Source organism: Psychromonas sp. KJ10-10 (assembly GCF_047323245.1).
In the GTDB taxonomy this organism is placed as follows: domain Bacteria; phylum Pseudomonadota; class Gammaproteobacteria; order Enterobacterales; family Psychromonadaceae; genus Psychromonas.
Genome location: NZ_CP178826.1, coordinates 176,222 through 199,155 on the forward strand (window position 1 = coordinate 176,222; position 22,934 = coordinate 199,155).

At 41.1% G+C, this 22,934-nt stretch carries 14 protein-coding genes; all 14 read right to left on the reverse strand.

Annotation, left to right across the window (positions count from 1 at the left end; translation table 11 throughout):
• Nucleotides 1–24 precede the first annotated feature (24 nt).
• The gene (locus ACLKMH_RS01050) at nucleotides 25–8,706 is read right to left on the reverse strand and encodes a putative Ig domain-containing protein (RefSeq protein WP_413700510.1); all 8,682 of its coding nucleotides are present in this window, start codon (nucleotides 8,704–8,706) and stop codon (nucleotides 25–27) included.
• Entirely contained in the window at nucleotides 8,666–11,500 is a 2,835-nt protein-coding gene (locus ACLKMH_RS01055) for a putative Ig domain-containing protein (RefSeq protein ID WP_413700511.1), read from the reverse strand. The genes ACLKMH_RS01050 and ACLKMH_RS01055 overlap by 41 nt, the downstream gene beginning before the upstream one ends.
• A 49-nt stretch (nucleotides 11,501–11,549) precedes the next feature.
• Nucleotides 11,550–12,248 (reverse strand): hypothetical protein, encoded by a 699-nt coding sequence (locus ACLKMH_RS01060; protein WP_413700512.1) that lies wholly within the window; start codon nucleotides 12,246–12,248, stop codon nucleotides 11,550–11,552.
• Complete coding sequence (locus tag ACLKMH_RS01065; protein ID WP_413700513.1) at nucleotides 12,208–12,990, reverse strand: hypothetical protein; 783 nt, start codon at nucleotides 12,988–12,990, stop codon at nucleotides 12,208–12,210. The genes ACLKMH_RS01060 and ACLKMH_RS01065 overlap by 41 nt, the downstream gene beginning before the upstream one ends.
• Nucleotides 12,987–14,183, reverse strand: coding sequence for a hypothetical protein (locus ACLKMH_RS01070; RefSeq protein ID WP_413700514.1), 1,197 nt, complete (start codon nucleotides 14,181–14,183; stop codon nucleotides 12,987–12,989). Before ACLKMH_RS01070 ends, ACLKMH_RS01065 begins: the two co-directional genes overlap by 4 nt.
• Entirely contained in the window at nucleotides 14,137–17,874 is a 3,738-nt protein-coding gene (locus ACLKMH_RS01075; protein WP_413700515.1) for a DUF4347 domain-containing protein, read from the reverse strand. Before ACLKMH_RS01075 ends, ACLKMH_RS01070 begins: the two co-directional genes overlap by 47 nt.
• A 68-nt stretch (nucleotides 17,875–17,942) precedes the next feature.
• The gene (locus tag ACLKMH_RS01080; RefSeq protein WP_413700516.1) at nucleotides 17,943–18,194 is read right to left on the reverse strand and encodes an efflux RND transporter periplasmic adaptor subunit; all 252 of its coding nucleotides are present in this window, start codon (nucleotides 18,192–18,194) and stop codon (nucleotides 17,943–17,945) included.
• Entirely contained in the window at nucleotides 18,175–18,807 is a 633-nt protein-coding gene (locus tag ACLKMH_RS01085) for a hypothetical protein (RefSeq protein WP_413700517.1), read from the reverse strand. Before ACLKMH_RS01085 ends, ACLKMH_RS01080 begins: the two co-directional genes overlap by 20 nt.
• Before the next feature lie 118 nt (nucleotides 18,808–18,925).
• On the reverse strand, nucleotides 18,926–19,087 hold the full coding sequence (locus ACLKMH_RS01090) for a hypothetical protein (RefSeq protein WP_413700518.1): 162 nt from the start codon (nucleotides 19,085–19,087) through the stop codon (nucleotides 18,926–18,928).
• A 32-nt stretch (nucleotides 19,088–19,119) separates the two neighbouring features.
• On the reverse strand, nucleotides 19,120–19,485 hold the full coding sequence (locus ACLKMH_RS01095; protein WP_413700519.1) for a hypothetical protein: 366 nt from the start codon (nucleotides 19,483–19,485) through the stop codon (nucleotides 19,120–19,122).
• Nucleotides 19,482–20,231, reverse strand: coding sequence for a biotin/lipoyl-binding protein (locus tag ACLKMH_RS01100; RefSeq protein ID WP_413700520.1), 750 nt, complete (start codon nucleotides 20,229–20,231; stop codon nucleotides 19,482–19,484). Before ACLKMH_RS01100 ends, ACLKMH_RS01095 begins: the two co-directional genes overlap by 4 nt.
• A gap of 37 nt (nucleotides 20,232–20,268) precedes the next feature.
• Nucleotides 20,269–20,583: a hypothetical protein gene (locus tag ACLKMH_RS01105; RefSeq protein ID WP_413700521.1), complete on the reverse strand. Its 315-nt coding sequence runs from the start codon at nucleotides 20,581–20,583 to the stop codon at nucleotides 20,269–20,271.
• Nucleotides 20,584–20,707: 124 nt separating this feature from the next.
• The gene (locus ACLKMH_RS01110; RefSeq protein ID WP_413700522.1) at nucleotides 20,708–21,058 is read right to left on the reverse strand and encodes a hypothetical protein; all 351 of its coding nucleotides are present in this window, start codon (nucleotides 21,056–21,058) and stop codon (nucleotides 20,708–20,710) included.
• A 3-nt stretch (nucleotides 21,059–21,061) separates the two neighbouring features.
• The gene (locus ACLKMH_RS01115; RefSeq protein WP_413700523.1) at nucleotides 21,062–22,888 is read right to left on the reverse strand and encodes an efflux RND transporter periplasmic adaptor subunit; all 1,827 of its coding nucleotides are present in this window, start codon (nucleotides 22,886–22,888) and stop codon (nucleotides 21,062–21,064) included.
• Nucleotides 22,889–22,934 lie beyond the last annotated feature (46 nt).

The following is a 22,934-nucleotide window of genomic DNA, read 5'->3' on the forward strand; positions in this document are numbered from 1 at the left end:
ATTTAAGCCTTTATGAGAATAACTTTATTTATTATTTTCTTCATCCGATGCATCTGTAGCACTTTCATTATTTTCGTCTTCAACACTTCCATCTTCCACAATAGACTCTAAAGACTCGTCGTCACCCTCTAAGGCGTTTCCTGTTTGGTTTAATATTGGAAGGGGATCAATAAATCGCCACATAGGTAAGGTACTTAAAACACTGCTTAACAAAACACCACTTCGTGCTAACCATGCAACATAACCAGCTGAAATCCCAGCAGAAACAGCTAAAGAGCTTCCAACGACTGTTTTGCTGAAATCCATGTCTTGATTAATATCCTGACGCATATCATCTAACTCTCGGATAAAATTGTTACTTTGTAATAATAATAAAGGGTCTTCGTAGGTTAGATAATTATCCTTAAGTAACCCATCATTGATCTCTAATATACCTTGCAAGGTTTCTTTTTCTTGGTTATTCGATTTAGTATTGTTCTCTATTACTAATATATTTTCTTGGTTATCATCAACTTCAAATACAGAGGGTTGTTCTTGGAATAAGTCATTTAGCTCTGTAAGAACGTCTTCTTCACGTATTTCCTGTATTTCTTCTATTTGCTCAATGACTTCTTCTTCAACACTTTCTGTTACCACTTCCACCGTCGTTTCAATTTCGATAGGTATGACTGTGATGCTAGTATCAATTTCATCTTCTTCAAAAACATCATCAACTGGGATAGCTAGTGACTGACTAGTGATGCTTTCAAAAGCGCCTTTTGCATCCTGATAGTTCACTTTCACAGAAACATTTGAGCCGAGATCATTTTCCTGTAATTGGTAACTTACTGCAGTTGCGCCTAATATATCTACTCCGTCTTTCTGCCATTGAAATGTAAATGTTCCTAAACCATCTTCATCAGAAATCTGTTTTGTGTCTACGGTTAAAAACTCTCCTTCTGATAATTCGCCATTGATTATTACAGAACCAACCGGAGCATCATTAACATTAGTAATGATCATGGCGAAACTTTCTGTTGCAATTCTACCACCTTGATTATCGTCAGCGGTGACTTCAATCGATAAACTACCCACGTCAGCATTTAATGGTGTGCCACTAAAGGTTCTTGTATCTACATCAAAATTTAACCAGCTTGGTAAAGCACTACCATCGGAGAGTTGTGCGCTATAAGTTAAGGTCGCACCTACATCCACATCAGTAAAGGTATCGGTAGCAAAGGTAAAACTAAAGACTGAGTCTTCGATGGCATTTTGATCCGCTATCGCATTATTTACAACGGGATCATCATTGGTATTGGCAATTAGCAAAACAAAACTATCCGTCGCTGGTGTACCTAAACCATCATAGGCGGTGACTTCAATACTTAAACTACCGACATCACCATTCAATGGTGCGCCACTGAAGGTTCTTGTATCTGTATCAAAACTTAACCAGCTTGGTAAAGTACTGCCATCGGAGAGTTGTGCGCTATAGGTTAATACAGCTCCCGCATCCACATCGGTAAAAGTATCGGAAGCAAAGGTGAAACTAAATGCATTGTCTTCGGTCCCGTTTTGATCGGCAATGCCGTTGGTTAATACTGGATCATCATTAGTATTAGCAATCACTAGATTAAAAGTATTTGTCGCTGGCGTACCTAAACCATCATCAGCAGTGACTTCAATTGATAAACTACCAACGTCGGCATTCGTTGGTGTGCCACTATAGGTTCTTGTATTGGCATCAAAACTTAACCAGCTTGGTAAATCACTGCCATCTGATAGATGTGCGCTATAGGTTAAGGTCGCACCTGCATCCACATCAGTAAAGGTATCGGAAGCAAAGGTAAAACTAAATACACTATCTTCCGTGGCGTTTTGATCCACTATTGCATTATTTACAACCGGATCATCATTAGTATTTGCGATAACTAGATTAAAATTGTCCGTTACTGGCGTACCTAAACCATCATCGGCGGTGACTTCAATTGATAAACCACCTACATCACTATTCAATGGCGTACCACTGAAAGTACGAGTATCCGCATCAAAACTTAACCAGCTTGGTAAAGCACTGCCATCTGATAGCTGTGCGCTATAGGTTAATACTGATCCAGTATCAACATCGCTAAATGTATCGGTAGCAAAGGTGAAACTGAATACACTGTCCTCAGTTGCGTTTTGATCCGCTATCGCATTAGCTACAACAGGATCATCATTCGTATTTGCAATCAACAAATCAAAACTATCGGTCGCTGGCGTACCTAAACCATCATCAGCGGTGACTTCAATTGATAAACTACCAACGTCACCATTAAGTGGTGTACCACTGAAAGTACGAGTACTTGCATCAAAACTTAACCAGCTTGGTAAGGCACTACCATCGGATAGCTGTGCGCTGTAGGTTAAGGTCTCACCTGCATCTACTTCAGTAAAGGTATCGTTGGCAAAAGTAAAACTAAATAGACTATCTTCGGTGGCGTTTTGATCCGCTATTTCATTATTTACAACCGGCTCATCGTTAGTATTAGCAATCACTAGATTAAAAGTATCTGTTGCGACCGTGCCACTTAAACCATCATCGGCAGTCACTTCAATTGATAAACTACCTACGTCCGCATTTAGTGGTGTGCCACTGAAAGTACGAGTATCCGCATCAAAACTTAACCAGCTAGGTAAGGCACTGCCATCGGAGAGTTGCGCGCTATAGGTTAATACTGCACCTGAATCCACATCGGTAAAAGTATTGGAAGCAAAGGTGAAACTAAAGACACTGTCTTCCGTGGCGTTTTGATCGGCAATGTCGTTATTGACAATCGGATCATCATTAGTATTAGCAATCACTAGATTAAAAGTATCTGTAGCGACTGTGCCACCTAAACCATCATCGGCGGTAACTTCAATACTTAAACTGCCCACATCACCATTCGTTGGTGTGCCACTAAAAGTACGAGTATCCGCATCAAAACTTAACCAGCTAGGTAAAGCACTACCATCGGAGAGTTGCGCGCTATAGGTTAATACGGCACCCGCATCTACATCAGTAAAGGTATCGTTGGCAAAAGTAAAACTAAATAGACTATCTTCGGTGGCGTTTTGATCCGCTATCGCATTAGTGACAACCGGATCATCATTAGTATTTGCAATCACTAGATTAAAACTATCGGTCGCTGGCGTACCTAAACCATCATCAGCGGTGACTCCAACCGATAAACTACCAACATCTGCATTAAGTGGTGTGCCACTGAAAGTACGAGTATCTGCATCAAAACTTAACCAGCTAGGTAAAGCACTACCATCGGAGAGTTGTGCGCTATAGGTTAATACGGCACCCGCATCTACATCAGTAAAGGTATCGTTGGCAAAAGTAAAACTAAATAGACTATCTTCGGTGGCGTTTTGATCCGCTATTTCATTATTTACAACGGGATCATCATTAGTATTTGCAATCACTAAATCAAAACTATCTACTGCTGGCGCACCTAAACCATCATCGGCAGTGACTTCAATACTTAAACTACCCACGTCTGCATTAAGTGGTGTGCCACTGAAAGTACGAGTACTTGCATCAAAACTTAACCAGCTAGGTAAGGCACTGCCATCGGAGAGTTGCGCGCTATAGGTTAATACTGCACCTGCATCCACATCAGTAAAAGTATCGTTGGCAAAAGTAAAACTAAATAGACTATCTTCGGTGGCGTTTTGATCCGCTATTTCATTATTTACAACGGGATCATCATTAGTATTTGCAATCACTAAATCAAAACTATCTACTGCTGGCGCACCTAAACCATCATCGGCAGTGACTTCAATACTTAAACTACCCACGTCTGCATTAAGTGGTGTGCCACTGAAAGTACGAGTACTTGCATCAAAACTTAACCAGCTTGGTAAAGCACTGCCATCGGAGAGTTGCGCGCTGTAGGTTAATACGGCACCTGCATCCACATCAGTAAAAGTATCGGTCGCAAAGGTAAAACTAAAGATACTGTCTTCAGTGGCGTTTTGATCCGCTATTGCATTAGTGACAACAGGATCATCATTAGTATTTGCAATCACTAGATTAAAACTATCAGTGGCTGGCGTACCTAAACTATCATCAGCGGTGACTTCAATTGATAAACTACCTACGTCCGCATTTAGTGGTGTGCCACTGAAAGTACGAGTATCCGCATCAAAACTTAACCAGCTAGGTAAGGTACTGCCATCGGAAAGTTGTGCGCTATAGGTTAAGGTCGCACCTGCATCCACATCGGTAAAAGTATCGGAAGCAAAGGTGAAACTAAAGACACTATCTTCCGTGGCGTTTTGATCCGCTATCGCATTAGTGACAATCGGAGCATCATTGGTATTTGCAACCACTAAATCAAAACTATCAGTCGTTGGCGTGCCTAAACCATCATCGGCGGTGACTTCAATCGATAAACTACCGACGTCTGCATTAAGTGGTGTGCCACTGAAAGTACGAGTATCCGCATCAAAACTTAACCAGCTTGGTAAGGCACTGCCATCGGAGAGTTGCGCGCTATAAGTTAATACGGCACCCGCATCAACATCAGTAAAAGTATTGGAAGCAAAAGTGAAACTAAATACACTGTCTTCAGTCGCGTTTTGATCCGCTATCGCATTAGTGACAACCGGATCATCGTTAGTATTAGCAACCACTAAATCAAAGCTATCAGTCGCTGGCGTACCTAAACCATCATCAGCGGTGACTTCAATTGATAAACTACCTACGTCCGCATTTAGTGGTGTGCCACTGAAAGTACGAGTATCCGCATCAAAACTTAACCAGCTAGGTAAGGCACTGCCATCGGAAAGTTGTGCGCTATAGGTTAAGGTCGCACCTGCATCCACATCGGTAAAAGTATCGGAAGCAAAGGTGAAACTAAAGACACTATCTTCCGTGGCGTTTTGATCACGAATCGCATTATTGACAATCGGATCATCATTGGTATTTGCAACCACTAAATCAAAACTATCAGTCGTTGGCGTGCCTAAACCATCATCGGCGGTGACTTCAATCGATAAACTACCGACGTCTGCATTAAGTGGTGTGCCACTGAAAGTACGAGTATCCGCATCAAAACTTAACCAGCTAGGTAAGGCACTGCCATCGGAGAGTTGCGCGCTATAAGTTAATACGGCACCCGCATCAACATCGGTAAAAGTATTGGAAGCAAAAGTGAAAGTAAATACACTGTCTTCAGTCGCGTTTTGATCCGCTATCGCATTAGTGACAACCGGATCATCGTTAGTATTAGCAACCACTAAATCAAAGCTATCAGTCGCTGGCGTACCTAAACCATCATCAGCGGTGACTTCAATTGATAAACTACCTACGTCCGCATTTAGTGGTGTGCCACTGAAAGTACGAGTATCCGCATCAAAACTTAACCAGCTAGGTAAGGCACTGCCATCGGAAAGTTGTGCGCTATAGGTTAAGGTCGCACCTGCATCCACATCGGTAAAAGTATCGGAAGCAAAGGTGAAACTAAAGACACTATCTTCCGTGGCGTTTTGATCACGAATCGCATTATTGACAATCGGATCATCATTGGTATTTGCAACCACTAAATCAAAACTATCAGTCGTTGGCGTGCCTAAACCATCATCGGCGGTGACTTCAATCGATAAACTACCGACATCACCATTCAATGGTGTGCCACTGAAAGTACGAGTATCCGCATCAAAACTTAACCAGCTTGGTAAAGCACTGCCATCGGAAAGTTGTGCGCTATAGGTTAATACTGCTCCCGCATCCACATCGGTAAAAGTATCGATTGCAAAGGTAAAGCTAAAGACACTGTCTTCAGTGGCATTTTGATCACTAATCGCATTAGTGACAACCGGATAATCATTAGTATTTGCAATCACTAGATTAAAACTATCGGTCGCAGGCGTACCTAAACCATCATCGGCGGTGACTTCAATTGATAAACCACCTACATCACTATTCAATGGCGTACCACTGAAAGTACGAGTATCCGCATCAAAACTTAACCAGCTTGGTAAAGCACTGCCATCTGATAGCTGTGCGCTATAGGTTAATACTGTCCCAGCATCCACATCGGTAAAAGTATCGGTCGCAAAGGTAAAACTAAAGAGACTGTCTTCAGTGGCATTTTGATCGGCAATGGCGTTATTAACAACAGGATCATCATTAGTATTTGTAATCACTAAATCAAAACTATCAGTCGCTGGCGTGCCTAAACCATCATCGACAGTCACTTCAATCGATAAACTACCCACATTTTCATTGAGTGGTGTACCACTAAAGGTTCTTGTATTGGCATCAAAACTTAACCAGCTTGGTAAGGCACTACCATCGGAAAGTTGTGCGCTATAAGTTAAGGTCGCATCTGCGTCCACATCAGTAAAAGTATCGGAAGAAAAGGTGAAACTAAATAGACTATCTTCCGTGGCATTTTGATCACTAATTGCATTAGTGACAACCGGATCATCGTTAGTATTTGCAACCACTAAATCAAAACTATCAGTCGCAGGAGTACCACCTAAACCATCACCGGCAGTCACTTCAATCGATAAACTACCGACGTCTGCATTAAGTGGTGTGCCACTAAAGGTTCTTGTATCTGCATCAAAAGTTAACCAGCTTGGTAAAGCACTACCATCGGAAAGTTGTGCACTGTAGGTTAATGTTGCCCCTGCATCCACATCTGTAAAAGTATCGTTGGCAAAAGTAAAACTAAATAGACTATCTTCGGTGGCGTTTTGATCCGCTATTTCATTATTTACAACGGGATCATCATTAGTATTTGCAATCACTAAATCAAAACTATCTACTGCTGGCGCACCTAAACCATCATCGGCAGTGACTTCAATACTTAAACTACCCACGTCTGCATTAAGTGGTGTGCCACTGAAAGTACGAGTATCCGCATCAAAACTTAACCAGCTTGGTAAGGCACTACCATCGGATAGCTGTGCGCTGTAGGTTAAGGTCTCACCTGCATCTACATCAGTAAAGGTATCGGTGGCAAATGTAAAACTAAACGCCGAGTCTTCGGTCCCGTTTTGATCTGCAATGGCGTTGGTTAATGCTGGATCATCGTTAGTATTTGCAACCACTAAATCAAAACTATCTACTGCTGGCGTACCTAAACCATCATCGGCGATGACTTCAATCGATAAACTACCGACGTCTGCATTAAGTGGTGTACCACTGAAAGTACGAGTACCTGCATCAAAACTTAACCAGCTTGGTAGAGCACTGCCATCGGAAAGTTGTGCGCTGTAGGTTAAGGTCACACCTGCATCCACATCGGTAAAAGTATCGGCTGCAAAGGTAAAACTAAAGACACTATCTTCCGTGGCGTTTTGATCCGCTATTGCATTAGTGACAATAGGATCATCATTAGTATTTGCAATCACTAAATCAAAGCTATCAGTCGCTGGCGTACCTAGACCATCATAGGCAGTGACTTCAATCGATAAACTACCAACATCTGCATTAAGTGGTGTGCCACTGAAAGTACGAGTATCTGCATCAAAGTTTAACCAGCTTGGTAAAGCACTGCCATCGGAGAGTTGTGCGCTAAAGGTCAATACTGCACCTGCATCCACATCGCTAAAAGTATCGGCTGTAAAGGTGAAACTAAATGCACTGTCTTCCGTGGCGTTTTGATCACTAATCGCATTAGTGGCAACCGGATCATCATTGCTATTTGCAATCACTAGATTAAAACTATCAGTGGCTGGCGTACCTAAACCATCATCGGCGGTGACTTCAATCGATAAACTACCCACGTCGGCATTAAGTGGTGTGCCACTGAAAGTACGAGTATCCGCATCAAAACTTAACCAGCTTGGTAAAGCACTGCCATCTGATAGCTGTGCGCTATAGGTTAATACTGATCCCGCATCAACATCGGTAAAAGTATCGGAAGCAAAAGTAAAACTAAAGATACTGTCTTCAGTCGCGTTTTGATCCGCTATCGCATTAGTGACAACTGGATCATCATTAGTATTTGCAATCACTAAATCAAAACTATCGGTCGCTGGCGTGCCTAAACCATCATCAGCGGTGACTTCAATCGATAAACTACCGACGTCTGCATTAAGTGGTGTGCCACTAAAAGTACGAGTATCTGCATCAAAACTTAACCAGCTGGGTAAAGTACTGCCATCGGAGAGTTGTGCGCTATAGGTCAATACTGCACCTGCATCCACATCAGTGAAAGTATCAGTTGCAAAGGTGAAACTAAAGACACTGTCTTCGGTGGCGTTTTGATCACTAATCGCATTAGTGACAACCGGATCATCGTTAGTATTTGCAACCATTAAATCAAAACTATCAGTCGCTGGCGTGCCTAAACCATCATCGGCGGTGACTTCAATCGATAAACTACCGACATCACCATTCAATGGTGTGCCACTGAAAGTACGAGTATCCGCATCAAAACTTAACCAGCTTGGTAAAGCACTGCCATCGGAAAGTTGTGCGCTGTAGGTTAATACTGCTCCCGTATCAACATCGTTAAAGGTATCAGTTGCAAAGGTGAAACTAAATAAACTGTCTTCAGTGGCATTTTGATCAACAATAGCATTATTTACAACGGGATCATCGTTCACAGGACTCACAACTAAACTAATAATGCCATCGCTAGGCCCAGCTCCAGCAGCATCTTCAATATGTGTTGTCACAGTCACATCAATATCATTATTAGCAGTTGGCAAAAAAGCAACACTTGCTAAAGTCTGCATTTACGTCTACTACCGAACCACTAACCGTCCACACACCCGTAGCATTATCATAATTGCTCGTTGAACTGCCAAAGGTTCCTGTACTCAAAGAGCCTGAAGTTGGTTCTAATAAAACTAAAGTTGCGTTAATGATTTCTGAATCATCTAAATCAGTCACCACAATATCATCAAAAGCGACGCTACTATCACCTTCTGTATAGTTCTTGACTTGGGTTTGATTGGAAGCAGTAGGTGCATCGTTAATATTCAATACAGATGTCGTTGCAAGACTAGTCAAACTTTCATTGCTTCCACGTGCATCAACATAACTGACCACAACACTGATTTGACTACCCACATCCGCATCAGTAAGCGTATATGTATTGTTAGTTTGATCGCTGATATTTAAACCATCACGTAACCACTGGTAACTAAAAGTTCCAATCCCATCTTGGTCGTAAATACTACTTGTGTCTGCTGTTAAGAGTTGATCTTCGGTAGCACTACCAATAATTGTTACATTACCAGAGGGGGTATCGTTGCTATTAGATACTGTAATAGTGAAGCTGTCGCTGGCAGGCGATCCTCCTTGCCCATCACTAGCAAAAACTCGAATATTAATAATACCCACATCATCATTTAGTGGTGTGCCACTGAATGTACGTGTTGAATTATTAAAACTAAGCCAGCCAGGTAAACTACCACCACTAACAAGTTGTGCTGTGTAATTCAAAGATATACCAGTATCAAGATCACTAAAAGTATCGCTCGCAAACGTAAAACTAAAGGCGCTATCTTCCGTTGCGAGTTGATTCGCAATAGCATTATCCAGTGTTGGATCGTCATTAATTGCATTTACTTGAAGGTAAATAACACCATCAGCAGGCCCAGTCGCTAATGCGTCTTCGATATGAGTGGTGATACTGCTGTTAACATCGTTATTAGTTAGTGGAGCAAAGGTGACATCAGCAAGCGCGCTATTAACATCGTCCACCGTTCCTGTGACAGTCCAAATGCCAGTCACTTCATCATAAGTGCTTGTGCTGGCGCCAAAAGTGCCGGTTGTTAAAATACCAGTATTGACATCATTTAGTGTTAAGGTGGCTGTGATCATGTCTCCTATATCGGCATCACTGACAACAATGTCATTCAAGGCAACATTTACATCACCCTCTATATAGTTTTTTGACTGAGTCATTTCAGTGGCGCTTGGTGCTCCATTAACATTCGTAACCACAGCTGATGCATCACTGCTTACATTTTCCACCGTCCCAACAGGAGAGCCTTTATCCAAGTAAGTGACAACGACTTTCAAAGTATAACCAACATCGTCATTATCTAAGACATAACTACTAGCAGTGGCGCCAGATATATTGACACCATCTCGCTGCCATTGATAACTAAAGCTACCTAACCCATCTGCATCGGCTAAGGTAGAAGTATCAGCTGTTAACGTTTCGCCTTCCTGAGCTAAACCTGTAATATCAACACTACCCGTTGGGGAATAGTTTGTGCCAGTCACAGTCGCAGTTGCCGTACTTGAAACGGTTTCCAACGTATTATTTAAATCGGTATAACTCGCAACGACATTTAACGTCTCATTATCATCTAAAACGGTAATAGTATAGGTACTTCCTGTAGCGCCTGTAATATCCGTACCATTTCGTTGCCATTGGTAACTAATGGAGCCTAAACCGTCATCATCAGCAAGATTATTACTTGCAGTAAGGGTGCTACCGACAGTAGCTGTACCTGTGATAGATACCATACCTGTTGGAAGATCATTAATATTTGCTACAGAAGCTGTTGGTGTACTAGTGACGGTTTCGTAGGCACCATAACTATCTGTATAACTAACTTGATAGGAGATAACTGAGCCAACATCAGCATCATCAAGGGTATAACTATTATTTGTTGCACCACTAATTGCGACCGAATCCCTTAACCATTGATAACTAAAAACACCTAAACCATCATCATCGGATAGCGTGGAAGTATCTATCGTCAAAGTCTGATTTTCTATAGCGCTACCGTTAATTGTTATGCCCCCTGCCGGAGCATCGTTAGTGTTGGCAATCGCAAGATTGAAAGAGGCTGTTGCTGTTGTCCCTCCCTGACCATCATCAGCAATCACTTCAATCGATAGTGAGCCAACATCATCATTCGCGGGGGTGCCACTGAAAGTGCGTGTACTTGAGTCAAAGTTTAACCAAGTGGGTAAAGCAGATCCTCCTTCCAGCTGAGCAGAATAAGTAAGGCTATCGCTACTATCAACATCATTAAAAGTGTTTTCTGCGAAGGTAAAAGTAAACAACACATCTTCGTTTGCATTTTGATCACTTATTTCATTCTCTTGAGTTGGGTTATCATTGACGTTTGATATAACAATATCGAAACTATCTGACGCAGGAGTGCCTCCGTTACCATCATCGGCAATGACTTCAATTGAAATTGTGCCAACATCCGCATTTAAAGGGGTACCCGTAAAAGTCCGAGAATTGGCATTAAAGCTTAACCAACTCGGTAACGCACCTCCGCCGACAAGTTGTGCACTGTAGGAAAGGCTATCGCCACTATCAACATCATTAAAGGTATTTTCATTGAAAGTAAAATTGAACAGGCTATCTTCATTAACGGACTGATCAGGAATATTATTTTCTAATGTTGGGTCATCACTCTCAGCTGTTACTATTAGAGCAATTGAACCATTCGTAGGGCCTGTTCCAGCACTATCTTCGATATGACTGCTAATACTGGTATTAATATCATTATTAGTGGTTGGTACAAACGCAACGGAAGCTAAAGCGGCATTCACATCAGTAACTGATCCTATGACAGACCAAACCCCAGTGACACTATCATAATCACTGGTTCGTCGCTCCCAAAGTGCCTGTGGTTAACTCTCCGGCAACTGGATTTGCTAAGGTTAATGTGGCAGTAATCGTTTCCCCAGTGTCCACATCGCTAATAACAATATCATCAAGTGCAACACTGCTTGTACCTTCTGTATAGGTTTGTACTTGGGTTAAATTAGTGGCAGTAGGCGCATCATTTTCTGCACTAACATTAAGGCTAATAAGGCCATCAGTTGGGCCAGTGCCAGAGAAATCTTCAATGTGGGTGGTGATGCTGGTATTAATATCATTGTTAGTGGTTGGCACAAACGCAACGGCAGTCAAAGCCGCATTCACATCACTTACAGATCCTGTTACAGACCAAACCCCAGTTCCACTATCATAATCACTGCTCGTCGTGCCAAAAGTGCCTGTGGTTAACACTCCAGCAACTGGATTTGCTAAGGTTAATGTGGCAGTAATCGTTTCCCCAGTGTCCACATCGCTAACAACAATATCATCAAGCGCAACACTGCTTGCTCCTTCTGTATAGCTTTGTACTTGGGTTAAATTGGTTGCTGTAGGCGCATCATTTTCTGCACTAACATTAAGGCTAATAAGGCCACCACTTGGGCCTGTGCCAGAGAGATCTTCAATATGAGTGGCAATGCTGGTATTAATATCATTATTAGTGGTTGGCACAAACGCAACGGAAGCTAAAGCGAGCATTCACATCACTCACAGATCCTGTTACTGACCAAACCCCAGTTCCACTATTATAACTACTGCTCGTCGCACCAAAAGTGCCAGTAGTTAACCCACCTGTGGCAGTATTTTCTAAGGTTAACGTAGTAGTAATAGTTTCCCCTGTGTCCACATCGCTAATAACAATATCATCAAGTGCAACACTACTTGCCCCCTCTGTGTAGCTCTGTACTTGGGTTAAATTAGTGGCAGAGGGTACATCATTTTCTGCACTAACATTAAGGCTAATAAGACCATCACTTGGGCCAGTACCCGATGCATCTTCAATATGAGTGGTAATACTGGTATTAATATCATTGTTAGTGGTTGGCACAAAAGCTACTGATGCTAATGCCGCATTGACATCGCTAAGCGATCCAGTGACAGACCAAACCCCAGTGTTACTATCATAGCTACTAGTGGTAGATCCAAATGTGCCTGTGGTTAAACTACCAACAGCGGTATTAGCGATGGTTAAGGTTGCACTGAGAGTTTCTGTCGTATCAACATCTGTGATAACAATATTTCCTAGCTCAACACTGCTATCACCTTCTATATAAGGAACTGTTTGGTTTAAATTGGTCGCTGTCGGCACATCATTAATATTAGAGATTGTCGCCGTCTCTGAAGAAGTTAAAATCTCTAAATTTCGGACTCCATCAGTATAATTCACTCTGACACTTATTGAATTATCTACATCAAGATCGCCAAGTTCATAGGTGCTCATTGTTGCACCACTAATGACGGTTCCATCCCTGAGCCACTGATAACTAAACTCCCTAAACCATCTGAATCATTAATTTCAGAGGTATCCGCTGTTAATATTTGATCTTCTGTCAAATTCCCCGTAACAACTACATTTCCCGTTGGGGCTGTATTAGCAACTGTCTGAGACTCAACAAAGCTGATAGCATTAAGACTTGCACTATTGTTATTTAAACTAACATTCGAGCCATCAAAAAATAATGAAACTGAACCATCAGTGCTACCTGAGCCAAGTGTTGTTTGTGTAAGATTTAAAGCATAAATATCTTGGCGTTTACCAGACTGCGTATCACTTAGAGAAACATTGCCATTACCATCTGTCGTAATAAGAAGGGTACCTGCCTGAAGGGTCGTGCCAGCAATGGTATATTCATTTTCAACCAGTTCAATGCCTATTATATTATCAGGGAAAATGTCGTTGCCATCGCCATAAAGAGACTCTTCTCCGCCATCAATGAGCCTTTCCACATTGCCATTACTCGATGAAATAGATAAATCATCTGGCGTAAAAATATAAATAGAAGTGCTTCCCTCTGTAAACAAAAAGGAACCGGCCTGTATGACAATATCTCCGACAAGGGTCTCTTCTTCGGCCAAAGTAATACTTTCAATATTATTACCGCTAGGATTGCTAAATAAGAGACTAAAGGATCCTGTACTATAATCACCCGCGACATCAGGACGAAAAATAACAACATCTTCTTTTTTCACATCTAATGTTGTTAGGTCACTATTGGTTAGTGTGATATCCGCAGAGACAGAAAATAACCCATCCCCTGCTAATAGATTAATCCCTGACCCCGTGCCAACACTAATATCCTGCGACACAAAATGTAATGCATCAACTGAGGCATTACTGGCAAACAAATCAAGATCAAATAACTCACTAAACATACCATTGGTATTAGAGCCTAAACCATTATCATCAGGGTCAAAGCCAAAAATCGTTGAAGCATCCCAACTATCTAAACCTGGTGCCGAATTAACACTGCCCGTCGTTGATAATAACAATAGTTCATTAACTGCTGTGACATTCAGGTTAATTAAACCATCAACAGGCCCTGCACCAGACAAATCTTCAATATGGGTGGTAATACTGGTATTAATATCATTGTTTGTGGTTGGTACAAACGCAACAGCGCCTAAAGCAAGCATTCACATCACTAAGTGAACCTGTGACAGACCAAACACCAGTATCACTATCATAGCTACTTGTGCTAGCTCCAAACACCCCGGTAGTTAATGCACCGGTTGAATTATTGGCTAACGTTAACGTTGCACTGAGAGTGTCTGCCGTATCAACATCACTAATAACAATATCATCGAGCTCAACACTACTATCACCCTCAGTATAAGCATGCTCCTGATTAAGGTTCGTTGCATTTGGCACATCATTAACATTGCTGATCGCGACTGTTTCTGATGAAGTTAACGACTCTGCACTTCCTTTAGCATCTGTATAACTCACTGTCACACTAATTGCCGTCCCAACATCAGCATCGTCAAGTGTATAAGTATTGTTTGTTGCACCATTAATAATGATGCCATCTCTTAGCCACTGATAACTATATGTCCCTAAACCATCAACATCGTTGATAGCAGAAGTATCTGCCGTTAGCACTTGGTCTTCGGTAGCCGTTCCGGAAATAAGCACATTTCCTGTCGGTGCAGAATTAATGAATATCTGTGGCTCTACAAAACTAATAGCATCAAGGCTTTCATTGTTACTATCGAGTCCAACATCTGTGCCATCTAAAAATAAAGAAACAGTCCCCTTAGTGCTACTAGAGTCGATTTCAGTCTGTGTAAGATTTAAAGCATAAATATCATGACGAGTGCCTGATTGGGTATTATTCAGTGAAACATTGTTATTACCATCAGTTGTAATAAGAATAGTACCCGCCTGAAGGGTCGTGCCAGCAAGGGTATATTCATATTCAACCAGCTCAATACCTATTATCTTGTCTGGGAAAAGCTTTTCGTCGTCATCATAAGTAGATTCTTGTTGACCGTTGACTAATAATTGCACTGAACCGTCAGTTGCTAATGAGGATATATCACCATGAGTGAATACATAAATAGAAGAACTGTTCTCGGCAAACAAAAAAGAGCCCGCTTGAATAACGGTACCACCCACTAAGGTATCTTCTTGAACTAAACTAACAGCTGTAATATCAGTAGCACTAGGATTAGTAAATAACAAAGTAAAGGTGCCAGAACTATAATCTCCCGCTACATCAGAACGGAAAATAACAATATCTTCTTTTTTGACATCCAATGTACTGCCATCGCTATTGATTAAAGTTTCATCTGTGGAAGTAGAAAATAATACATCTCCTACTAATAAACTAATCGCAGAGCCTGTACCAATACTGATATCCTGTGAGACATAATGCAATGCATCTACGTTGGTATCATTTGTAAACAAAGCCAGGTCAAATAACTCATTGAATTCGCCACTGGTTGTTGTTCCTAAACCAATTTCATCAGGAACAAAGCCAAATACTGTTGAATCCTCCCAACTATCTAAACCATCAGCACCACTTGGCGAGCTAACATTACCCGTAGTAGATAACAGTATTAACTCATCAACCGCAGTCACATTAAGATTAATTACTCCGTCAGAGGGGCCATCACCGTCACTATCTTCAATATGTGTAGTAATGCTTGTATTATTATCATTATTAGTAGCAGGAATAAAAGCCACATCAGCCAATGCATCATTAACATCGGCCACTGAACCAGTGACAGTCCAAATCCCGGTATTGCTATCATAGATGCTGGTCGCATCACCAAATTTATCGGTGCTCAAAACACCTGTTACCGTATTTGTTAGTGTTAACGTCGCCGTTACAATCTCCGTGCTATCAATGCCCGAAATAACAATATCCGTTATCGCGACACTATCATCACCTTCGGTATAGTCTAGTGTTTGTGAAAGGTTTGTAGCTTCTGGTATTATTGTTGTTGTGAATAACGACAGTGCGTTGACTTCCCCGGCCGTAAAGAGGTCTTCAAAAACTAAAATATCCATATCCGACGCATCAAAGAGAATTTGCGCATCAACATCTGTTATTTGGATACTATCCTGCTCTGTTCCATTAACGGTTAACACAACAATGTCTTTTTGGCTTGCTTCAACCGTTGTGCTTCCCGAGCCTACCGTAATGGGATCATCGTCCCCACCAACCGGATTGGCATTATTAGTTGTCACTGTCACTAATATCTGGCCTTCGGTCAGCGTTTGCCCACCTATGTTGATATCCGATTCAATAAACTCTAAACCTTGAATTTGTTCTTCGGGATCGTCTAAAAAATCACTTCCGGAAAGCAGTGTTTGTAAGCCTGTTGTATTGCTATAAGTGGAGATATCAGACTGTATCGTGGTGTTAGAACTTGCAATTAAATATGTTCCTGCAGTTAGCGTTGTATCAACACCAATCGAAGTATCACTTTCAACAATCGAAATCGCATAGATATCAGCGACCGTCGTCCCATCCGATTCTAAAATAGCATCGTCTAATAATAATTCGTAAGCATCCTCAGAAGGACTATAAACGAGAAGGTCAGAGTTATTGACAACTAAGGTGCCACCACCGACTTTATTAACCGTGATATCCGCATTTCCATCAGCCAGCATGGAAAGCACCACTTGCCCAACTTCAAGATCATAGGTGCCTTGAACGCCTTCGATAAGCGTATCAACGGTGACAGCGCTACTCACATAATGAGTCGCACGCACATTTTCAGATAATGTGTACTCGTCAGAAAACGTGCCGTCCGTTTCTCCACTATCGCCGTCCCCTAGCTCCAAAGCAAGATCGGGATCAGAAAAAGAAAGAAGCTGGTTGCTATACCCTCCGCCAGGAGTACCTCCGCCTGTTCCGTTAAAGCTGATCCATAAATTACTTTCATCCAGCAAAGTATGTTGCCAGGTACTTTGTGTTTCTTGATTAAAGGCTATTTGTGTTTCAATCTCGCCAGTTTGATATTCAAGCTCCCAATCTCCGCCTAATTCAGCAAGACCAGTCGCATCATCACTTGCCGTTACATCGGCCCCTGTTAACTCAGCTAAGGCATCAATTAATTGTACACCCGTTAAATTACCCGCTAAGTCACAACCATAAATAAGAATATCGGCATCGTCGCTAAACACGTTTTGCCAACTGCTAATTTGCTGTGAATATTGATTAAGGTTTTCAGCAGTTAGCCAACTACTTCCTAGTTGAATACTGCCTTCCGAGCCATGACTTATTAGATGTACTGCACTTAAATCACTGTGTGTTGTTAATAAATCCGTTACCTGTTGCACACCATCTAAATCAGGATCTAATACATAAATAAGGTAATTACTGTCAGAGTCGGTTGAAACACCTTCAACTAACTCAAGGTAATCCGGGGTGCGAGGATCAATAATGATCAACTCTAATGATGAGTCATCTAATGACGTACTGGTTAAGTTCTTATCCGAGAGTGACTGCTGTAAATCTTGGTTATCAGTTTGTGCCTGTTGAGCCGACAAAAACGTTTCTAATTCGGCAAAAGTAAACGCTTCTGCATCACTTAACGTAGCTTGAATATTACTATTTAGAGTACTGTCCATATTCCCTGATAGTTGGCTAACCCACTGATCAAATTCAGCTTGAGAACTAAAACTATCTACGCCATCATCTGCGATATAAACACTGCCATCAATCACTCCTCCGACTAATTCTGCAGACAGTAAAATTTTAGGTTCAAGGGCTTCAAGACTAAAGGAAGGTTTTATTTTTTTATTGCTGGTAGACAAATGCTTCACACGAGGTGCTTTAAATAAACTCAGGAAAATTGGCTTGAACCAATTCATATATGCATTCCTGTGACCCGATGCGATAGCAACATTTGTTTCAACCTCTAATAATTATTTTTTGAGAGTTAAAGAAATTTCATCTCACACTTTAAACCCGCAGGAATATTGAAATCAGGGTTAGGTAGTTCTAAACGCACACCAAAAGTACGGCTTGTCGCATCGCCCATTCTGTCAACGGCAACAACTTGTGCTTGCTTCGGATCATCCGTGTATAACTCAGGGTAAACTAATCCTGTCATGCCAATCTCAATTTTACCAAACTGCTCCATCGGTACGATAGCTTCAATCAATAACGGGTCAAATTGTGCGATACGCACAATAGGTCGCTTCTTCCACATGTTCGCCTACGTCTTTAAAGGTTTGCAATACAAAACCATCAAATGGTGCTCGAATTGTTTTTTGTCTGATTTCTTCTCTTGCGCGTTGTAATTCAAGCTGGCGGACTTTTTTTAAATCCTTCGCCTGTTGTAATTGCCAAATAGATAACTCAACGTCTCGGTCAGCTTCATCCTTTACTTTGTCGGAAACAGTCTGACGCGCGTACAATTTATCAACTCGAGCCTGTTGTTTTATCGCAAAGGCTAAACTTACTTCACTGAGTCTAATTTCTGAGTCTATTTCCGCACGTACATTCGCAAGCGCAACCGTTGCTTTTTCAACACTGCTTTCTAACACTGCAATAATATTGTCTTTTGCTATCCAATCGCTTCGCTTTACTCTAACTTCATCGAGTACGCCAGGCACAGGGCTAGTAATATCAACAATTTTATAAGGATTAATCACACAATCGACAGGTGGAAGTTCTTCCGCAGTGGCAACCCAAGAAACGCTAAATGAAAGCAAGCTTACTGCAATAAAAGGTATTTTTATTAGGTACTTAGATAAATTAATATTTTTAAGCGTTAAATATTCGTTGTTGATTAAATGCATTTTATCTTCCGTGTAAGCAAAAATAGTTTTATTCCAATTTATAGGTTAGTTCAAGCTCAGTTTTTAACAACTTTATCATCTATAAGATTGTTGTTAAAACATACGATTATGAGATTAATCAATATTGGAAATGAGCAGATAAAAATACCATGATTTTTCTATAAAAATAACTCGCAAAACTTTCAGGTGGATGTGGTACTTTCACGGCAACTTTCCCCGTCAGGTATTGTTCTCTGTAGTCTTGTAGGGTTAATTCAACTTGATACACAGCTTCAAGCACCTTTCGCCCTTCGCTATCACGTGCATCAACTCTTATTTCGCCTCCCCCGCCGAGCCTAATTTTGCACTCGGTAATTGATAGGAAGCACGGGGTACTTCTCTTCCAGCCAACACATTAAAAGTCAGCCTCGGTTGGCTGGTTATTTTTCCTTGCCACTCTCTATTTGCAAGATTTAAACTATCAAACTTAGTCTGAGGAATTATCGCTTTAACAGTCACCTGTGAAAGATCAACCACATAGGCCAGTACATCACCTTTATGGTAAAATCTTCCCGGCATGTCTACTGCTTTGGGAATTGAAAGCGTTCCTGAAGTAGCACTTTTTACTGATAATTGCACAATCTGTTTTTGAGTATCTAATAAGGTACTTTGTGCCTGTTGAATTTCTAACTTAATCATCTGACTAGCCATCGGCCCTTCTGAAAACGCATGGCTTTCTCGTCTTTTAACTCTTCGATTTGCGCTTTAATTAATGCTTCTTGCACTGTTAATTCAGGATTAACCAGTTCAAATAAAACATCACCTTGGTTAACCTGCTGGCCATTCTCTTTAAATATCCGCTCAACAAAACCGTCACTTTTAGCACGTATCAAGCCAGTTTCTGGTAATACTGCCATGCCTTCAATGTTAGTACTGAAATGCGGCTGGGAAAATAATAACAACATAAATATCAACACAATGGGTACGCTAGTAGCCGTTAGTCGATATAAACGTGCTCGCGCCTTTGCCATCAACAATAAATTTTTCAAAGCAACTATCGTAGGCCATATTATTTGCTGTACTAAGGATAATAGAGCCAGTAAAACACCAATAATAAAATAATGACTAGCAACAAAAAAAGCGATAGTAAAACTAATAAATAAACGATAAATGCCAGCCACTAAACCATAAAAGAGTAACCAGCGAGACTCACCCTGTGCTGTCACTGGTGAGATAAGATCATCTAAACCTAACAATAAACGCTGACAAAGATATCCAAGATATTTACTCGAACGACTAGCCAGATTCGGTACTTCAATCGCATCACTAAAAACATGGTATCCATCAAAACGTAACAGAGGATTACCATTAACAAACAAAGTAGACAGCCCGCCAACAATAGCAATATTAAAAGCAATATCTCGAATAATGCCATCTTCCATCATTGACCAGCAAAGTATGCCAACAGCGACTAATAATAACTCAATAAAAATGCCCGCAGCAGACCACCATCATTCGTTGATGCTTATTGGTAAACTGATAACTACTGGAGGCATCTACATAGGGAATAGGCATAAACACGATAAATAATACGCCCATATCATGTACTTCGCCTCCCCAGTATTTAGTTAGAAAGGCATGTCCTAATTCATGAATAAGTTTAACAAGTGGGTACAATAACCAAATAAGGATCAGGTTCTCAGGACTCATAAATCGCACTGAAAAATGTAGCATTAAGCCCGACCAATGGCCAAAGGCAATACTGCCACCTAAGGCCATCAAACAAAGACACAACACCAAGATGCCAGCATTAAAAAAACTGAAAATAAGGGGGTTACCTTTTCAAGCCATTTATCTGGATCCCAGAGCGATACTTTAAAGGCAAGAGGGCGTGACCACTTTTGTATTTTTTGCTTATATTTTAGCTCTTTATGGCGTAGGAAAAGCGTTTCTGATGAAACAGGAATTTCCCCTGAAGCAGGTCTCTCATTTGTAAAGAAGCTATCACTTGCATGATTGCGACTTGTTCTGGCGCATGCTCTCCAGCTACATCAAGACAGTGTTGATAAGCCTGTGCAATAGTACATTGGCCATCCAGACGTTTAATAAACTGAAACACTAAATTGTTGCATCGAAAATGTGTATTGGACAATCGATCAGCAACAACATGCCATGTTTGATGTCGATATACATGTTGATAAAAGCTTACATGTGAACGTAATTTCGGCTTAAGCTCAGCGATAGCATCCCATGATGCTTGATCAATTATCATAATTTAAGGCGTCCATGACCAAAACCACAAACGAAACCAATCGACTAAGCGATGAAACCCTAACCAAGCAAGGCTTTTTTCACCAACTTCAATTTTGCCTAAACCTTCCATTCCTGGGCGTAATAACATATCACTGGGAAGGTTATCCTGATCAATACTTGCCTCAGTGCGATACCAGGTGTAATCACCTTCCTGTTCATAAACAATCGCCACTTGTTCAACAATTAAAGGAATTGATTGCTTAGGGTAGGCCTTTAACATCAAAGATCCTGTTTGTCCCTTTTGTAAATAGGCAATATCTTGCTCATGCACTTTCAACACCACACGATATTCATCCAGAGGAGCAACTTCAAATAGTACTTGTCCTCTTTCAACCGGTGCTCCTAATGAACGTGACAAATCACCCTCGATGATCACACCAGACAAAGGCGATACTAATTTTGCCCGCTGTAAGCGACTGTCAACCTGAGCAATTTGAATCTCTGCTTGGGCAATTTGCGCTTTGATAATTTGTGCTTGAGCATGATTTAATGAAACCAGTTCTTGGCGGTATTGATTCTGATATTCTTCTTTTTTACTTAACCACCCCTGCTTTTCTAACTGCAAAGGCTGATCATCAAGCTGAGCAATCGCTTCACCTTGTTGAATTAACTCCCCTGCTCGTGCAAAGGCCATATCAATGTATCCATCAAAGGGAGCAACCACTGCACGCTGAATACGTCCTTCTATTGTGGCCTCTGTTGCCACTCTAAAATCTGTATTAATAAAACCCGTCAAACCTAATAACAAAATGAAACCTGCTATTAATGGAAGCCTTCCAAATTTCCCCTGTTGCAAACCTGTTAGTCGAGCTCGGGAGCGACCTGCAAAATGGGCAGACACACTTTGATTACCACGTTGGTGTAGTGCAATTAGAGGCCCTAATAAGCCAGCTAAAATATTGAGTTTTGCCAAATACTGAGAAGCAAGTTGCTGGTTATCATGAGTTTTATCTTTAAACTCACATAATAATACCGCCACGGTTTGATCATTGTCTTGAAGCGGTAAGGAGATCAAAGCAGAAATATCACTGTCAACTAACAAACGTTGATGGCCAACATAACTTGCCAACTCATCACATTCGGAAGCTGAAAAATAGATGCCCCCAGGAGTATCCTTCACTTCTGCCATCGCCTGGCTCATATTAACAATTAGGTTACTACGACCATCAAAGTGAGCACTATGTGAAATAGCTTTTACTTCAATATCTTGCCCATTGACTACCCCTAAAGCAACTCGTTCAAAGGGCCAACAAGTGACAATTTTATTAACTAAAGTCATCAATGCCTGTTGATGATCTGCACAGGCTAAAACTGCTTGTACAATCGAAAAATAGATAAAAGAGGGATGCTCAGGTGGCGGCGCTTTAGCTTGCAAAGCCCCTGTATTTTGCTCATTCTCATCAACATGTTGCAATAATAATTGTAGCCAACTGTGTCCCCATTTTAACATCTGTAATAGGATGCTTTGCTGTGATGCTTTAGCGACTACTTCAATCAACACAGCTCCAGCAGAAGCATTAGATAAAGAAAGAGGATAAGCAATCACTAATTTTTCAATAATGGTTTTATTTGATTCAGCGGGAGATTGTTTAGCAATTGATACAACCGGGGAGCCCTGCGCTTTTAATAAAGGCAGTTGCTTAAACAAGACGTCAGTATTAATTGTTTTATTTGGCCAGCATGCCATTGCTTGCTGATGCGACCTCGCATCTAAATGGTCAACCACAATCGCGACTTGTACATTAGGGATCATTAAGCAAAGCTGATCAAGCCAATTCTGAATTATCACTAAAATCCAAACCCTTTTTATTTATTTACGAATATGAAGTATAGAA

Excerpts from the sequence above, each read along its gene's own strand:
- ACLKMH_RS01050 (WP_413700510.1), bottom strand. The coding sequence starts at position 8,706 with ATGCAGACTTTAGCAAGTGTTGCTTTTTTGCCAACTGCTAATAATGAT.
- ACLKMH_RS01060 (WP_413700512.1), bottom strand. The coding sequence starts at position 12,248 with ATGCTCGCTTTAGCTTCCGTTGCGTTTGTGCCAACCACTAATAATGAT.
- ACLKMH_RS01065 (WP_413700513.1), bottom strand. The coding sequence starts at position 12,990 with ATGAGCACCTATGAACTTGGCGATCTTGATGTAGATAATTCAATAAGT.
- ACLKMH_RS01070 (WP_413700514.1), bottom strand. The coding sequence starts at position 14,183 with ATGCTTGCTTTAGGCGCTGTTGCGTTTGTACCAACCACAAACAATGAT.
- ACLKMH_RS01075 (WP_413700515.1), bottom strand. The coding sequence starts at position 17,874 with ATGAATTGGTTCAAGCCAATTTTCCTGAGTTTATTTAAAGCACCTCGT.
- ACLKMH_RS01085 (WP_413700517.1), bottom strand. The coding sequence starts at position 18,807 with ATGCATTTAATCAACAACGAATATTTAACGCTTAAAAATATTAATTTA.
- ACLKMH_RS01095 (WP_413700519.1), bottom strand. The coding sequence starts at position 19,485 with ATGATTAAGTTAGAAATTCAACAGGCACAAAGTACCTTATTAGATACT.
- ACLKMH_RS01100 (WP_413700520.1), bottom strand. The coding sequence starts at position 20,231 with ATGATGGAAGATGGCATTATTCGAGATATTGCTTTTAATATTGCTATT.
- ACLKMH_RS01110 (WP_413700522.1), bottom strand. The coding sequence starts at position 21,058 with ATGATAATTGATCAAGCATCATGGGATGCTATCGCTGAGCTTAAGCCG.